Source organism: Rhizobium leguminosarum bv. viciae USDA 2370 (assembly GCF_002008365.1).
GTDB classification, from domain to species: Bacteria; Pseudomonadota; Alphaproteobacteria; order Rhizobiales; family Rhizobiaceae; genus Rhizobium; species Rhizobium leguminosarum.
In genome coordinates this window covers 648,313-662,886 of the sequence record NZ_MRDL01000036.1, presented here as the reverse complement: position 1 = coordinate 662,886, position 14,574 = coordinate 648,313, and the positions used below count along the sequence as shown (strand labels likewise).

Genomic DNA, 14,574 nt, shown 5'->3' with positions numbered 1-14,574 from the left:
TCCACATTAACTTGCCTGTTTGACGCGCATGTACCATTCGACGAGGCGCCGAACCTGCCTCTCCGTGTAGCCCCGCGCAGCCATGCGCGAGACGAACTCGCTGTGTTTCTTTTCTGTTTCCGAATCCTTCTTCGAACCGAAGGAAATGACCGGCAAAAGATCCTCGACCTGCGAGAACATTCGCTTCTCGATGACTTCCCGGATCTTCTCGTAGCTCGTCCATGACGGATTCTTTCCGCCGTTGGCTGCCCGCGATCTCAAGCAGAACTTGACGATTTCGTTGCGGAAATCCTTCGGATTGGCGATTCCCGCCGGCTTTTCGATTTTCGTCAGTTCCTGGTTGAGGAGCTCGCGATCGAGAAGCTGGCCGGTATCGGGATCCTTGAAGTCCACGTCTTCGATCCAGGCATCGGCATAATCCACGTAGCGGTCGAACAGATTCTGCCCGTAATCCGCATAGGACTCAAGATAGGCCTTCTGAATCTCATTGCCAATGAACTCTGCGTAACGTGGCGCAAGATCGGCCTTGATGAACTCCAGATACCGCTTCTCGACATCGTCGGAAAACTGCTCGCGGCGGATCGACTGCTCCAGCACATACATCAGATGAACCGGATCGGCGCCAATATCCGTGGTGTCGTGATTGAAGGTGGAGGCGAGCACCTTGAAGGCGAAGCGGGTCGAGATGCCGTCCATGCCTTCGTCGATGCCGGCCGCATCCCGATATTCCTGGACACTGCGGGCGCGCGGATCCGTCTCCTTCAGGCTCTCGCCGTCATAGGTACGCATCTTCGAGAAGTACGTCGAATTCTCATGTTTGCGCAGACGTGAAAGCACGGAGAAGCGGGCCAGCATTTCGAGCGTCGCGGGGGCGCATGGCGCATCGGCCAGTTCCGATCCCTCGATCAGCTTTTCGTAGATCTTCTGCTCTTCCGTGACGCGCAGGCAATAGGGCACCTTGATCACGCAAATACGGTCGATGAAGGCCTCGTTATTCTTGTTGGCCTTGAAGGTTTGCCATTCCGCTTCGTTCGAATGCGCAAGGACGATGCCGGAGAACGGTATGGCGCCGATATTCTCGGAGCCGATATAGTTCCCCTCCTGCGTCGCCGTCAGCAGCGGATGCAGCATCTTGATCGGCGCCTTGAACATCTCGACGAATTCGAGCACGCCCTGATTGGCGCGGTTGAGGCCGCCCGAATAGCTGTAGGCATCGGGATCGTTCTGGGAATAGGTCTCCAGCTTGCGGATATCCACCTTGCCGACCAGCGACGAGATATCCTGATTGTTCTCGTCTCCAGGCTCGGTCTTGGCGATGGCGATCTGGCGCAACCGCGAAGGCTGTACCCTGACGACACGGAAGCGGGAAATATCACCCCCGAAATCATCGAGCCGCTTCAGGCACCACGGGCTCATCAGTCCGCTCAGGCGTCGCAGGGGAATGCCGTATTGCTCCTGCAGGAGCGATCCCATCGTGTCCGGGTCGAACAGATTGAGCGGACTTTCGAAAACGGGGCTGATCTCGTCACCCGCCTTCAGCACATAGATCGGATGCAGCTCCATCAGCAGCTTCAGCCGCTCCGCCAGCGATGACTTGCCGCCGCCGACCGGGCCGAGCAGATAAAGGATCTGCTTGCGCTCCTCGAGCCCCTGCGCCGCGTGCCGGAAGAAGGAAACGATGCGTTCGATTGTCTCTTCCATGCCGTGGAAGCCGACAAAGGCCGGATAGATCCGGATGGTCCGGTTCATGAATATCCGACCGAGGCGCGTGTCCCTGGCGGTGTCGACCATCTGCGGTTCGCCTATCGCGGCGAGCAGGCGCTCGGTCGCATTGGCATAGGCAAGTGGTTCCTTTTTGCAAAGGTCGAGATACTCCGCGATCGACATATCGGTTTCGCGACGCGCATCATAGGTGCGGGTGAACGCATCAAATACGGATTCACTCAGCATGGGCCCTCCATTCAAGGTTAATGCCACAGGCTCTAGGTCGTCATACCAAGGAGATGGACACGACATTCCTAAGAATCAATAGTTTCGCAGGTATATTCCACGCTCACCGGCTGTTTCTGGCAATGCACAAAAACGTGCATGCACCGGTTATTTTTTTACTCTACGAAACTGTTCCTTATTGTAGTGGAGAAGGGTGCCATCGCGGTATCAGCACATTTCGCGACGTGACAGAAAGATGAAAAAGGTGTGCAATGTCGCCCGTGATTCGAGCACTGGAGAAATCGACGATTGGCAGCCAATCTGCGCAAAGTCGATGCAGGACAGCGTGTGCCGATCCGCTTCAGACATGATGGAAACGGACGCATCGCGACTATGCGCCCGTCATCGTGATCATACGCTAACCGCGCGACTCAGCCATTGAATGCCTTCTCCAGCGCGGCGACATCGATCTTGACCATGCCGAGCATCACTTCGGTTACGCGCCTGGCCCGCTCGCGGTTGCTGTCGGCGATCATTTCCGACAGCATGCGCGGCACGATCTGCCAGGAAAGACCCCAGCGGTCCTTCAGCCAGCCGCAGGCCTCCGGCGTGCCGCCATTGGCGAGAAATGCCTCCCATATCCGATCGATCTCGGCCTGGCTTTCCACAAGAATCGCGATCGAGAAGGAATGATTGAAGCTATCGAGCGGGCCGGCCTTCATCGCCAGGAAGGCCTGGTCGGCGAGCGTGAACTCGATCAGTTCGACACTGCCGGGAGGCCCGCTCGGCGTTTCCGCCGGCAAAATGGTGGTGCGACCGATCCTGGAGTCCGGGATAACAGACACATAGAATTCGACGGCTTCGCGTGCTTCCTCGGCGAACCAGAGATTTGAAACGACCTTCGGCATGAAACGGCCTCCTTGTTGACGGTGTTGATCCGGACTGCTGTCCGATGACCCAAGGACGCCCCATCGGCGCCGGTTCCGACAGGCCGCGAACCGAATTTTAGCCCCGCTCGCCCGCGTGACCACCATGGCCGCGCTCTGCGGCGGCATTGCTGCCCGCAACCCACCGCCCGGGATAGCGGCGGCTCGGGAATGAAAGCAGAACATCTTTTCTGGTCTTTCCTTCCCGAATCACTACATTACGCGCCATGAGCAATAGTTTCGACGATATGCCCTTCTTCGACGAAGAGCCGGGCGAGATGGCGCGCAAGCCGCAGCCGCCTGCCGCACCCGCCGAAAGGGCGCCCGTCGCCGGCGGCGGCATCGCGGCGCGCGCCATGGCGGCTCGCGACGGTGGCAAGCGGCCGGATTACCTCGCCGGGCTGAACCCCGAGCAGACCGAAGCCGTCGAAACGTTGGAAGGCCCCGTCCTCGTGCTGGCCGGCGCCGGCACCGGCAAGACGCGCGTACTGACGACCCGCATTGCCCATATCCTCAACACCGGCCGTGCCTTCCCCTCGCAGATCCTCGCCGTCACCTTCACCAACAAGGCGGCCCGCGAGATGAAGGAGCGCATCGCGCTGCTCGTCGGTGGCGCCGTCGAAGGCATGCCCTGGCTCGGCACCTTCCACTCGATCGGCGTCAAACTTCTGCGCCGCCACGGCGAGCTCGTCGGCCTGCGCTCCGATTTCACCATTCTCGATACCGACGACGTCGTCCGCCTGATCAAGCAGTTGATCCAGGCCGAAGGCCTCGACGACAAGCGCTGGCCGGCCAAGCAGTTCGCCGGCATGATCGACACCTGGAAGAACAAGGGTCTCGGCCCCGCCGATATCCCCGAGGGCGACGCCCGCGCCTTTGCCAATGGCCGCGGCCGCGATCTCTATTTTGCCTATCAGGCGCGCCTGACGACGCTGAACGCCTGCGACTTCGGCGACCTGCTGATGCATCCGATTGCGATCTTCCGCAAGAACCCAGATCTCTTGAAGGAATATCACGGCCGCTTCCGCTATATCCTCGTCGACGAGTATCAGGACACCAACACCGCCCAGTACATGTGGCTCAGGCTTCTCGCCCAGCGCCCCAAGGGCGAGCCGCAGAACGTCTGCTGCGTCGGCGACGACGATCAGTCGATCTATGGCTGGCGCGGCGCGGAGGTCGACAATATCCTGCGCTTCGAAAAGGATTTCCCCGGCGCCAAGGTGATTAAGCTCGAGCGCAATTACCGCTCGACCGAACATATCCTCGGCGCCGCTGCCCATCTGATCGCCCATAATGAGGGCCGCCTCGGCAAGACGCTGTTCACCGACCGCTCCGATCCCGACGACGTCAAGGTGCAGGTCCACGCCTCCTGGGATTCGGAGGAGGAAGCCCGCGCCATCGGCGAGGAGATCGAGCAGCTCCAGCGCGGCAAGCATCTGCTGAACGACATGGCGATCCTCGTGCGCGCCTCCTTCCAGATGCGCGAATTCGAAGACCGCTTCGTCACCCTCGGCCTCAACTACCGTGTCATCGGCGGCCCGCGCTTCTACGAGCGCCTGGAAATCCGCGATGCCATGGCCTATTTTCGCTTGGTCGCTCAAGCCTCCGACGACCTCGCCTTCGAACGCATCATCAACACGCCGAAGCGCGGCCTCGGCGACACGACGGTACGTGCGCTGCACGACTATGCCCGCGCCCGCGATATACCAATGCTTGCGGCGGCGGCCGACATTATCGAGACGGACGAGCTGAAGCCGAAGGCGCGAAAGGCGCTCTTCGACGTGATTCAATCTTTCCGCCGATGGCAGGAACTGCTTGAAAACACACCGCATACCGAACTTGCCGAGCAGATCCTCGAAGAGTCCGGCTATACCGACATGTGGAAGAACGACAAGAGCGCCGAAGCCCCCGGCCGCCTTGAGAACCTCAAGGAACTGATCCGCTCGATGGAAAGCTTCGAGTCGATGCGCGGCTTCCTCGAACACGTCTCGCTGGTGATGGATGCCGAGACCAACGAGAACCTCGACGCCGTGTCGATCATGACGCTGCATTCGGCCAAGGGCCTGGAATTCGACACCGTCTTCCTGCCCGGCTGGGAGGAAGGCCTCTTCCCGCACCAGCGCTCGCTGGATGAGAGCGGCCGCGCCGGCTTGGAGGAGGAACGCCGCCTCGCCTATGTCGGCATCACCCGCGCCAAGCACCGCTGCCATATCTGGTTCGTCTCCAACCGCCGCATCCATGGTCTCTGGCAATCGACCCTGCCCTCGCGTTTCCTCGATGAACTGCCGGAAACCCATGTCGAGGTCGCCGAAATGGAGCAGAGCTACGGCGGTTACGGTCGCGGCGGCTACGGCCAGTCCCGCTTCGACAAGGCCGAACCCTTCGCCAACTCCTATTCCACTCCCGGCTGGAAACGCGCCCAGGCCAACAAGACCGATGCCACGCGCGACAATTGGGGCACCCGCTCCGGCCACGCCGTCGAACGCATCGGCTACGGCGAGAGCGGCCCCAAGGGGCGCACGATCGAAGGCGAGCTGGTGGCGAAATCGACCTCATCGGAACCGTCGAGGTTCACGCTCGGCGACCGCGTGTTCCACCTGAAATTCGGCAACGGCAACATCACCGGCATCGAAGGCAACAAGCTGACGATCGAGTTCGACCGGGCCGGACAGAAGCGGGTATTGGACGGGTTCGTCGAGCGCGTTTGACCTGGCATCAACACGGCGCGAAAACCTTCACCCGAGCATCCGCATCCTTCCGAGCCCGAGAATATCGTTGATCAGGGCAATGCCGATTCCGGCGGCGACGATTCCCAATCCAATCAGGAAGAGCCGGCGAGACCGATCATATTTGACGGCAAAGAGAGAGTCGCGCGCGAGCAGATCGGCAAAGACCTTCACCTGGACGGCGATGCCGATGGTCAGAAACAGCATCGGCGGAATATCGATGCGGCTCCAGTCGTTGGGATTGGAAACCCAGACACTAATAAAATTAAGGGAGAAGCCGAGGATGATCCCGGCCGCCGTCAGCGATCCGTTGCGGAACGTCGCATCGATCTTTTCGTCTGGATCGGGCTCGGACATGGCTTCGCTCCGGCTTGCTGCTGAGGCAAGAAAGGCAGAAATCGCGGCAGGGAGCAAGATCGACCTGGCGTAGCGCTTCGAGAAGGCGGACGAAATGCCGCAGCGGCGGAGAGCTGGTATATCGCCCATCGCCCCTTCCGCAAGCCGCACCGGCGCGATCTCCTGCTATCGCACGCATGTGCTTCCGCTCGCCGGAACCCATGGGCCGCCAAAAAAAGCCAATAATTCCAATGAGACAGTTTTGGTAACCGAAAGGTTAACGTGCGTCGCCCCGCGCCGTCAATCGCACTTCTACCCTGTCAAAACGTCGCTTTGACGCTTTGCGCAAATCAGCTTAGCCCAAAGGCTGCCCGCCCATGAAAGGCAGGCTTCACGACGAACTTTTCAAAGGAGGTTCAAGTGACCAGTGTTTCATCTCTCGGCAGCACAGTGACCCAGTACCAGTCTCCACTTTCCAGCCTCGACAAGAATGGCGACGGTGTCATTTCGGCGGACGAGTTGGCCGCCGCCTCGCCGTCATCGACATCGGGCACGACGTCGACCGACAGCGACGACAGCAGCACCGATATCGTCAAGAAGATCACCGCCGATATCCTGTCGCTGATGCTGTCCATGCAGAAGACCGACGGCAGCGACGATCAGGGCGACGGCAGCGATCAGAGCGACGACGATTCCAAGGGCGTCTTCGCAGCGATGGATACGAATGGCGACGGCAAGTTGACTGAGTCCGAATTCCTCGCCGCCGATCCGAACAGCATCAAGACTTCAGGTGATAGCGATCCGCTCCTCACCAAGGTGTTGAGCGACATGCAGACGGCCCTTCAGGCCTACCGCAATACCTACGGCGCTTCCGCCGCAGCAGGTGATTCCGCAGCCGATGACGTGGCGGCGGTCTAGCTGGCCAAGATCCGGGCTCTGCCGGGGGAGCCTCGATCCATCGATGCCGCACAAAGGCGTCCTACGCAGGCAGATCGATTTGCCGGCAATTGCCACCGTCGCGGGCTGCGATCCGGAAATCATGCACGAGCCGTCCTCATCCCTCCGCTCCATTTCAACACGAGAACCGCCGCCAGCTAACGCAATGATTGCATTAGAGCATTCTGTTTCGACGACTTACTACCGCTAGTGCCAGAATTAACACTTGCGCGTCCGCGCCTGGAAATCCACTAGTTGATCCATTCAGTGTGCTTGGCGTCTTGCACTGCAATAAAGCGAAGGGATTGGCCTTGATGAAAGCGCTGCTGCTCGTCGATATTCAGAACGGCTTCTGTCCGGGCGGCAATCTGCCGGTGCCGGAGGGCGACAAGGTGGTTCCCGTCGCAAACAGACTGATCGATAGCGGCAAATACGATTTGATCGTCGCCTCGCAGGACTGGCATCCGTCTGGCCATGGCAGCTTTGCCTCCGCCCATCCGGGTGCCGCCCCCTTCGAGATGGGGGAACTGTCGGGCAAACCGCAGATGATGTGGCCCGACCACTGTATTCAGGGTACGCTTGATGCCGAACTGCATCCCGAGCTCAAATCCGAAGAGATCGACCTGATCCAGCAGAAGGGCGAGAATCCCTATATCGACAGCTATTCGGCCTTCCGCGACAATGACCGCGACGCCTCGACCGGCCTTTCCGATTTCCTCGAGGACCAGGGCGTCACCGACCTAGACGTCTGCGGACTGGCAACCGACTATTGCGTCAAATTCTCTGCGCTCGACGCGCTGGAGATGATGCCTGGTGTCCGCGTGCGCTTCATCAAGGATGCAAGCCGCGGCATCACCCCCGAAGGCGTCGCCGCCGCCATCGAGGAAATGCGGGCGCATGGCATCGCGATCATCGACAGCGCCAAGGTCCTAGCCGGCTAGTTTAGCTCGGATAACGCCCGAAAAAATCGCATCGAATGTCGGATCGGTGCAAGTCAATCCGTCCTTGGCTCTGAACGCACCAACAATGGGAGTTGAGAGATGAGAAAGTTAGTTGCTGCCGCCTTCGTGAGTTTGGACGGCGTCATGCAGGCGCCCGGTGGGCCGCGGGAGGATCCGACCGGCGGCTTCACTCAGGGCGGCTGGACCGTCAACTATTGGGACGAGCCGATGGGCCAGTTCATGGGCGGGATCTTTACCGATCCCTTCGAACTGCTGCTCGGCCGCAAGACCTACGAAATCTTCGCCGCGCACTGGCCCTTCGTCGGGAAAGACGATCCGATCGGCAAAGTCTTCAACGCCGTGACCAAATATGTCGCGACCACTTCCGCAGAGCCGCTCACCTGGGCAAATTCCGTCGCCCTGCGCGGCGATGCAGCTGCCGAAATCGCCCGGTTGAAGCAGCTGGATGGCCCCGTGCTCCTGACACAGGGCAGCAGCGGCCTGTTGCAGACCCTGTTGGCGCATGACCTGATCGACGAGTTGCGGCTTCTGACTTTCCCGCTCGTGCTTGGCCCGGGCAAACGCCTGTTCGGTCAAGGCGCCAAGCCGGAGGCGCTGAAGCTCACCGCCAACACGGTATCGACGACAGGCGTCATCATGAGCGTCTACGAGCGTGCTGGCGCAATCAAGACAGGCACGTTCGAACTGGCGCAGCCCTCGGAGGCCGAAATCGCCCGCCGGGAGAGGATGAAGCGCGAGGGCTGATGCCTTCTGCCTTCCGCAATCTTTGCCGGGCGCGGCGCCGCCGCGTCCCGTTATCGGCTGCAGCGCAGCGCGTCCCTTCAAATGCGCAAGGAACGCCTTAAAACTATGCAGCAGTGCCTTTGCTCTTGTCGTCTCGCTCCAGCAGATAGATGTCCTCGGCCAGGTCCTCCATCTTCCTCAGAAGCGCCGCATGCGCATCACGAAGGCCCTGGTTGTAATAATGGGCGCCGATCTCGTCCGCGAAGAAATCGAGCAGGAATTCCGCCGGCAGCACACCGATCGGCTGGTCGAGCTCGGCCTCGAAATAGCGGCGAATGCTGGCAACGATCGTCGCCTTCGCCTCCTTCGAAAATTCGATCTTCTTCATCATTGCCTCTTTGCCGAATGCGATCGGGACTTTGATGGTTCAGCAAAATCGATTGGTCAATCAAGGAAATTCAATTGCTGTTGCAAGCCATAGACCATAAGGGAAAACTTGTATTCCAACTGGACAAGATCGCATGAATCGCGCCGACTTTGTTGAAGGTTTGCGGGGTGGCTCCGCCGTTGCGCTGGCATCCGCGCCCTTTGGCGCTCTCTTCGGAGCGCTTGCGGTCGAAAACGGCTTGTCGCTCTCCGAAACCGCCTTCATGAGCGCCACCGTCTACGCCGGCGCTAGCCAGATGGTCGGTATCGAACTCTTCGGTCACAATGTCCACGCCTGGCTGATCGTGCTGTCGATCCTCGCCGTCAATTTCCGCCACGTGCTCTATTCGGCGGCCCTGGCGCGCTACATCGGCCATTTCACGCCGGTGCAGAAATTCTTCACCTTTTTCCTGCTCGTCGATCCGCAATTCGCCGAAGCGGTCAAGCGCGGCGAGGCCGGCCGGCAACTCACCTTCGCCTGGTATTTCGGCTTCGCCATCATCATCTACGTCCCCTGGGTGCTGATCAGCGTCGCCGGCGGCATGCTCGGCGGCTTCATTGGCGATCCCAAGGCCATCGGCCTCGACATCCTGCTGCCGGCTTATTTCCTTGGCATCGTCCTCGGCTTCCGCAAGCGAGACAATTTCCTGCCGGTGGCGCTCGTCAGCGCGGTGGCTTCCGTGCTCGCCTACCGCTATGTCGGCTCGCCCTGGCATGTCAGCCTCGGCGCCGCCGTCGGCATCGTGCTCGCCGCCGTGCTGCCTTTGCCGCAGCAAGAGCCTGATCTCGAAGCCGACGCCCTTCAATCCGAAGTGCACGAGGTCTGAGCCATGGAATTCGATCTTCACATGGCGCTCGTCATCCTGGCCGCAGCAGCTGCCACCTTCGCCACCCGCATCGGCGGATATATCCTCATCACCCGAATGAAGAGCATTCCGCCGCGCATGGAGGCGGCGCTGAATGCCGTGCCGGCCGCCGTGCTGACGACGCTGGTTGCACCCGCCTTCTTCATCGGCGGCTGGGAATCGAAGCTGGCGCTGATCGTCGCCCTCTTCATCGGCTTGCGCTTCACCCACACATGGATGCTGGTCGCCGCCTGGATCGTCGTGATGATCTGGCGCCATGCCGGCGGGTTCTGAGCACCGGCCCGGGGCCGGCGCCGAGACATCTTAGTATTCCAGCGGCAGCGTCGCGTTTTCGAGCCACGCCCTGACATCGTGATCATGGATGAGCGGCATCAGCGCCTCGCAGGTGCGGCGATGATAGTCGTTGAACCAGTGCAGTTCGTCATGGGTCAGCAGCTCGGGAATGACGAGGCTGCGGTCGATCGGGCAGAAAGTCAGCGTCTCGAATCCGAGCATAGGCGCATCGCCGCCCTCGATCTCTTCGGCCCCGCGCACGTAGATCAGGTTCTCGATGCGGATGCCGAAGCTGCCGGGCCGGTAATAGCCCGGCTCGTTTGAAAGGATCATGCCGGGCAGCAGTTCCTGCGTCGAAAGCCTGGAGATGCGCTGCGGCCCCTCATGCACCGAAAGATAGGAGCCGACGCCGTGGCCTGTGCCGTGAGCGAAATCGGCGCCGGCCCGCCACAGCGCGATGCGCGCCAGCGGATCGAGATCGCAGCCGCGCGTGCCCTTCGGGAAACGCGCGGTGCTGATGTCTATCATCCCTTTCAGCACCAGCGTGAAGAAGCGCCGATGCTCTTCTGATGCCGCGCCGATGCCGACGGTGCGGGTGATGTCGGTCGTGCCGTTGATATATTGCGCGCCGGAATCGATCAGGAAGAGTTCGCCGGCCTCGATCATCCGGTTGGTCTCGGTCGTCACACGGTAATGCATGATCGCCGCATGTTCGCCGGCTCCCGAAATCGTGTCGAAGGAAATGTCCTTCAGCGGGTTCTGCATGCTCTGGCCGACGCGGGCGCGCGCCGCTTCGAGATGCTCGGCAGCAGCGATCTCGCTGACCGTCCCGGGTTTTGTCTGCGACAGCCAATAGAGGAACTCCACCATCGCCGCACCGTCCTGCAGATGCGCGGCGGCCGAGCCGTTGATCTCGACGTCGTTCTTCACTGCGCGCGGCAACTTGGCGGGATCGGCGCCCTCCACCACTTCGCCGCCCGCCTTGCGGATGATCTCCGCCAGCGCATAGGAGGCGATATCCGGGTCGATCAGCACGCGGCCGCCATCCCTCGAAACGGCAGCCAACCTCTCCTCCAGCGCCGAGGGCGGCAGCTGCGTGCAGATCTGCGCAAGATAGGCCTCCGGCTCGATGCCGGTCTTGCGCTTGTCGAGGAAGATCTCGGCCCGGCCGTCAGCATGGATGATGGCGCGCGCCAGCGGATGCGGCGTGTGCGGCACGTCGGCGCCACGAATATTGAAGGTCCAGGCGACAGAAGAGGGATCGGCGATCAAAACCGCCGCAAGATTCTTCTTCGAAAGATCGGCGGCGATCGTCGCGATCTTCTCTCTCGCCAGCACGCCGGCCTGCGCGACGTTCTGGATGCTGACCGCGCCGAGCGGCTCGGCCGGCCGGTCGCTCCAAAGCCTGTCGAGCGGATTGTGCGGCAGGAAGACCAGCGTGCCGCCGATCTGCGAAAGGGCTCTTTCCAGACGGCGCACCTCGGCACCCGCATGCAGCCAGGGGTCGATGCCGAGCCGCAGGCCGTTGCTGCCGTTTGCCGCAAGCCAGACATGCGGCGGCTCATTGACGAGATCGCCGCCCGAAAAGACCGAACCGTCGACCTGTTCGGCAAGCTGCGTCACATAGCGCCCGTCGACGAAGACGATCGCCTGCGTGCGCAGGATGAGCGCAATGCCTGCGGAACCGGTAAAGCCCGTCAGCCACGCGAGACGCTCGGAACCTGCAGGAACATATTCGCCGTTGAACTCGTCGGCGCGCGGCACGAGGAAGGCGTCGATGCCGAGCGAATCGAAACCGGCCCGCAGCGCCGATACACGATCCCTGCCGAATTGCGGCGTGGAGGAAACCTCGAAAGACTGGAACATGCTGGAAACCCGAATAATTGAGACGAATCCGGTTAATGGGATGCTGGCCATGTTAGCGAAATTTCAACCGATGGGGAGAAAAAGCGACCAAACGAGTCGAAACCTCTGGGGCCGCTCAACATTTTGACAGAACTGTGACGCCAAAAGTTAATTTGGCACGCTTTATGCATTGGCCGCATGGCTCCCATGAGCGAAACCCTCTGCCTCCGCATTTCAGAATAGCTATATAGGCGTCATCGAACGCTTCGCGATGAACCTATAAACAAAGGAATTCTTGAAATGACCGCCTCTCTCTCGCGCTTCGCATATAGCAGCCCGGTGCAGGCTGGCGAACGCCAGACCGTGCGTCACGTGATCGGCGCCCGCCGCCCGCAGAACGAGGACAGCCTCAAGCTGCTCGGCGCCGGCCAGCGGGCCACGCGCCACAAGGGCGCCCTCAGCTACGCGTTCTAAGCCTGAAAGCCAGTCCGTCTCCTCCCTCCCGGACCGGCCTATTGGAATGCAGTAGAGCCCGCTCGAGCGCTCCTCCCCTTGAGCTCGCGGGCATTGACCGGATAGACCGGTCCAAGGCGGTGCCATCGGCACCGCCTTTTTCTTTTGCCGTTTCGGGATGCGACGCATGCCGCCCAAACCGTGCAGCAGTTTGGGGATCACGACATTGCATAAAAACAAGGATCTAACCGCGTCGCATGAATCAAATTCTATGCGACGCGCATTAGGGTCGGTCGAAGTGGATGGTCACCCAGCCGTTGCGCCAGATGGTTCTGACATGGCGAAGCTTCGCGCCGCTATAGGCGGCAATCACCTTCCAGCGTTGCCCGGCAAGGATGCCGGAGAGAATGACCGATCCGCCAGGCGCAAGATGCGTCGCAAGCTTCGGCGCCATGCGGATCAGCGGCCGGGCGAGAATGTTGGCGATGATGAGATCGAAGGGACCGTGCTCGGAAAAGGCCGTTGAATGAAAGCCCGGCGCGGTCCTGGTGACGATGCCCGAGGCGATGCCGTTGCGGCGCACGTTCTCAGCCGCCACCTTCGTCGCGATCGGATCGATGTCGGTCGCAAGCACTGGTATGTTCCTGAGCTTGCGCACCGCAATCGCCAGTACGCCGCTGCCGGTGCCGAGATCGAGCGCGTTGCGGACCGGGCGCGAGCGCACCACGGCATCGATCACCTCGAGGCAGCCCGCCGTCGTGCCATGATGACCGGTACCGAAGGCCTGGCCGGCATCGATCTCGATGGCGATGTCGCCGGAGCGAACCTTGTCGCGGTCATGCGAACCATGCACCAGGAAGCGCCCTGCCCTGACGGGTTTCAGCCCCTCCAGCGATTTCACCACCCAGTCGACATCCGGGATGACTTCCCGCTGCAGCCGGGCATCAGGGAAAGAGGTCCTCAATGCCTCCTCGACGCGGGAATGCACCTCCGCCTCGTCCTCGGCCATCATATAGATCGAGGCTTCCCAGATATCCTTCTTCTCATCGATCTCGGTGGTGCCGATGGCAAAGTCTTCTTCACCGAAGACCGCACTCAGAAGGTCGAGGATCTCTTCGGCCTTGCTTTCGGTCGTCGTCACGTAAAGGCGGATTTCACTCACGATAGGCGGTCTTTCCCGTTTCCGTTGCCCGCCATCGGTCGAGCCAACGCCCCATCACGCTGAAACCATCACCCCTTGCTGACGAGATTCTCCAGCTTCTTTACCGCCGTGTCCGGGTTTTCGCCATAGGCGATCGTTCCGGAAAAGCGCCCGGCCGAATCGAGCAAGAAGACCGAAGCGGTGTGATCCATCGTATAGTCGCCGTTCGGATCCTTCTCGTCGACTGGCACCTTCTTGGCGTAGACGCGGAACCCCTTGATAACCTCGGCGATCTTGTCAGGCGCGCCGGAAATGCCGGTGATGCGCTTGGAAACGTTGGAGACGTATTCGTTCATGATCTCGGGCGTGTCGCGCTCCGGATCGACGGTCACGAAATAGGCCTGCAGCTTGTCGCCCTTCGGATCGACCTTCTCCATCCAGCCGTTCAGCTCGAAAAGCGTCGTCGGGCAGACTTCCGGGCAATGGGTAAAGCCGAAAAACAACGCCGTCGGCTTGCCGCGCAGCGCCTGCTCGGTGATCGGCTGCCCGCTTTGGGAGACCAGGGTGAAGGGAACGCCGAAGGGAGCCTCCGCCACCACATTCCCCGATCTGTTGAGATAGTACGTGAACCCGCCAAGAAACCCGGCAAGTATCAGGACACCGATCCAGACGGCGATGCGGAATGTCTTCATTGGCATGATCCTCGATCCAGGCGGATATGTACCGCCCGCCCCTTGCCCCGCGTGATTATAGGCTCGACCGGACGGGCGCAATTCAACAATATGTTTTCTAACCCGCGATCGATTGTCTCACCGGAGACGACGCCGTGCCCTCGGTCGGATCGGCTAAAAATCGAAAGCAACACGTTTTGATGATGTGTTCTCAGCCGAACAAGCAGTTTCGAGATAGATATCGTTAGCAAAGGCTTAAGCCGTTGTATCTATATTAGCAATCGCGTGCGGCGCTCTTCTGCCGTTCTGACATGATGTCTGCCGCGTGGCGAAAACCCCGGACTCCGCATGAGGGAAGACA

Annotated in this window: 14 protein-coding genes; 7 read left to right on the top strand and 7 right to left on the bottom strand. The window is 60.7% G+C overall.

Annotated features, from left to right (window positions below):
- Positions 1-6 precede the first annotated feature (6 nt).
- A complete protein-coding gene (locus BS629_RS18100; RefSeq protein WP_018242831.1) occupies positions 7-1,950 on the bottom strand; it encodes a PrkA family serine protein kinase in 1,944 nt (647 codons plus the stop codon).
- A gap of 410 nt (positions 1,951-2,360) precedes the next feature.
- On the bottom strand, positions 2,361-2,837 hold the full coding sequence (locus BS629_RS18095) for a VOC family protein (RefSeq protein WP_018242832.1): 477 nt from the start codon (positions 2,835-2,837) through the stop codon (positions 2,361-2,363).
- Positions 2,838-3,082: 245 nt separating this feature from the next.
- Here BS629_RS18095 and BS629_RS18090 point away from each other — a divergent pair, with 245 nt between their 5' ends.
- Positions 3,083-5,563 (top strand): ATP-dependent helicase, encoded by a 2,481-nt coding sequence (locus BS629_RS18090; protein WP_018242833.1) that lies wholly within the window; start codon positions 3,083-3,085, stop codon positions 5,561-5,563.
- Between the two features lie 27 nt (positions 5,564-5,590).
- Here BS629_RS18090 and BS629_RS18085 read toward each other — a convergent pair whose 3' ends face one another.
- Positions 5,591-5,938, bottom strand: a complete 348-nt coding sequence (locus BS629_RS18085) for a hypothetical protein (RefSeq protein ID WP_026188466.1) — start codon at positions 5,936-5,938, stop codon at positions 5,591-5,593.
- Between the two features lie 399 nt (positions 5,939-6,337).
- On the opposite strand from BS629_RS18085, the gene BS629_RS18080 reads away from it, so the two are divergent.
- The 3 genes from BS629_RS18080 (at position 6,338) to BS629_RS18070 (ending at position 8,559) form a co-directional block, all read left to right on the top strand.
- Positions 6,338-6,835, top strand: coding sequence for an EF-hand domain-containing protein (locus BS629_RS18080; RefSeq protein WP_018242835.1), 498 nt, complete (start codon positions 6,338-6,340; stop codon positions 6,833-6,835).
- Between the two features lie 332 nt (positions 6,836-7,167).
- Positions 7,168-7,794, top strand: a complete 627-nt coding sequence (pncA, locus tag BS629_RS18075) for a bifunctional nicotinamidase/pyrazinamidase (protein WP_026188467.1) — start codon at positions 7,168-7,170, stop codon at positions 7,792-7,794.
- Positions 7,795-7,893: 99 nt separating this feature from the next.
- Positions 7,894-8,559 (top strand): dihydrofolate reductase family protein, encoded by a 666-nt coding sequence (locus BS629_RS18070; RefSeq protein WP_018242837.1) that lies wholly within the window; start codon positions 7,894-7,896, stop codon positions 8,557-8,559.
- Between the two features lie 103 nt (positions 8,560-8,662).
- On the opposite strand, the gene BS629_RS18065 is transcribed toward BS629_RS18070, so the two are convergent.
- Entirely contained in the window at positions 8,663-8,926 is a 264-nt protein-coding gene (locus BS629_RS18065) for a DUF2164 domain-containing protein (protein ID WP_026188468.1), read from the bottom strand.
- A 133-nt stretch (positions 8,927-9,059) separates the two neighbouring features.
- On the opposite strand from BS629_RS18065, the gene BS629_RS18060 reads away from it, so the two are divergent.
- Both BS629_RS18060 and BS629_RS18055 read left to right on the top strand, forming a co-directional pair.
- On the top strand, positions 9,060-9,791 hold the full coding sequence (locus BS629_RS18060; RefSeq protein ID WP_018242839.1) for an AzlC family ABC transporter permease: 732 nt from the start codon (positions 9,060-9,062) through the stop codon (positions 9,789-9,791).
- Positions 9,792-9,794: 3 nt separating this feature from the next.
- The gene (locus BS629_RS18055) at positions 9,795-10,103 is read left to right on the top strand and encodes an AzlD family protein (RefSeq protein ID WP_018242840.1); all 309 of its coding nucleotides are present in this window, start codon (positions 9,795-9,797) and stop codon (positions 10,101-10,103) included.
- Between the two features lie 30 nt (positions 10,104-10,133).
- On the opposite strand, the gene BS629_RS18050 is transcribed toward BS629_RS18055, so the two are convergent.
- Positions 10,134-11,969 carry an aminopeptidase P family protein gene (locus BS629_RS18050; protein WP_018242841.1) on the bottom strand — a complete coding sequence of 612 codons (1,836 nt, stop codon included), beginning with the start codon at positions 11,967-11,969 and terminating at the stop codon, positions 10,134-10,136.
- Positions 11,970-12,248: 279 nt separating this feature from the next.
- Between BS629_RS18050 and BS629_RS39245 the strand changes: the two genes are divergently transcribed.
- Positions 12,249-12,422: a hypothetical protein gene (locus BS629_RS39245; RefSeq protein WP_012758267.1), complete on the top strand. Its 174-nt coding sequence runs from the start codon at positions 12,249-12,251 to the stop codon at positions 12,420-12,422.
- Positions 12,423-12,684: 262 nt separating this feature from the next.
- Here BS629_RS39245 and BS629_RS18045 read toward each other — a convergent pair whose 3' ends face one another.
- Positions 12,685-13,563, bottom strand: a complete 879-nt coding sequence (locus tag BS629_RS18045) for a 50S ribosomal protein L11 methyltransferase (RefSeq protein WP_018242842.1) — start codon at positions 13,561-13,563, stop codon at positions 12,685-12,687.
- Between the two features lie 68 nt (positions 13,564-13,631).
- Positions 13,632-14,234 (bottom strand): SCO family protein, encoded by a 603-nt coding sequence (locus BS629_RS18040; protein ID WP_026188469.1) that lies wholly within the window; start codon positions 14,232-14,234, stop codon positions 13,632-13,634.
- Between the last annotated feature and the right edge of the window lie 340 nt (positions 14,235-14,574).

What these genes read in the sequence shown, in the direction of transcription:
- BS629_RS18100 (WP_018242831.1), bottom strand. Translation starts at nt 1,950, where the DNA reads ATGCTGAGTGAATCCGTATTTGATGCGTTCACCCGCACCTATGATGCG.
- BS629_RS18095 (WP_018242832.1), bottom strand. Translation starts at nt 2,837, where the DNA reads ATGCCGAAGGTCGTTTCAAATCTCTGGTTCGCCGAGGAAGCACGCGAA.
- BS629_RS18090 (WP_018242833.1), top strand. Translation starts at nt 3,083, where the DNA reads ATGAGCAATAGTTTCGACGATATGCCCTTCTTCGACGAAGAGCCGGGC.
- BS629_RS18085 (WP_026188466.1), bottom strand. Translation starts at nt 5,938, where the DNA reads ATGTCCGAGCCCGATCCAGACGAAAAGATCGATGCGACGTTCCGCAAC.
- pncA (WP_026188467.1), top strand. Translation starts at nt 7,168, where the DNA reads ATGAAAGCGCTGCTGCTCGTCGATATTCAGAACGGCTTCTGTCCGGGC.
- BS629_RS18070 (WP_018242837.1), top strand. Translation starts at nt 7,894, where the DNA reads ATGAGAAAGTTAGTTGCTGCCGCCTTCGTGAGTTTGGACGGCGTCATG.
- BS629_RS18065 (WP_026188468.1), bottom strand. Translation starts at nt 8,926, where the DNA reads ATGAAGAAGATCGAATTTTCGAAGGAGGCGAAGGCGACGATCGTTGCC.
- BS629_RS18060 (WP_018242839.1), top strand. Translation starts at nt 9,060, where the DNA reads ATGAATCGCGCCGACTTTGTTGAAGGTTTGCGGGGTGGCTCCGCCGTT.
- BS629_RS18055 (WP_018242840.1), top strand. Translation starts at nt 9,795, where the DNA reads ATGGAATTCGATCTTCACATGGCGCTCGTCATCCTGGCCGCAGCAGCT.
- BS629_RS18050 (WP_018242841.1), bottom strand. Translation starts at nt 11,969, where the DNA reads ATGTTCCAGTCTTTCGAGGTTTCCTCCACGCCGCAATTCGGCAGGGAT.
- BS629_RS39245 (WP_012758267.1), top strand. Translation starts at nt 12,249, where the DNA reads ATGACCGCCTCTCTCTCGCGCTTCGCATATAGCAGCCCGGTGCAGGCT.
- BS629_RS18040 (WP_026188469.1), bottom strand. Translation starts at nt 14,234, where the DNA reads ATGAAGACATTCCGCATCGCCGTCTGGATCGGTGTCCTGATACTTGCC.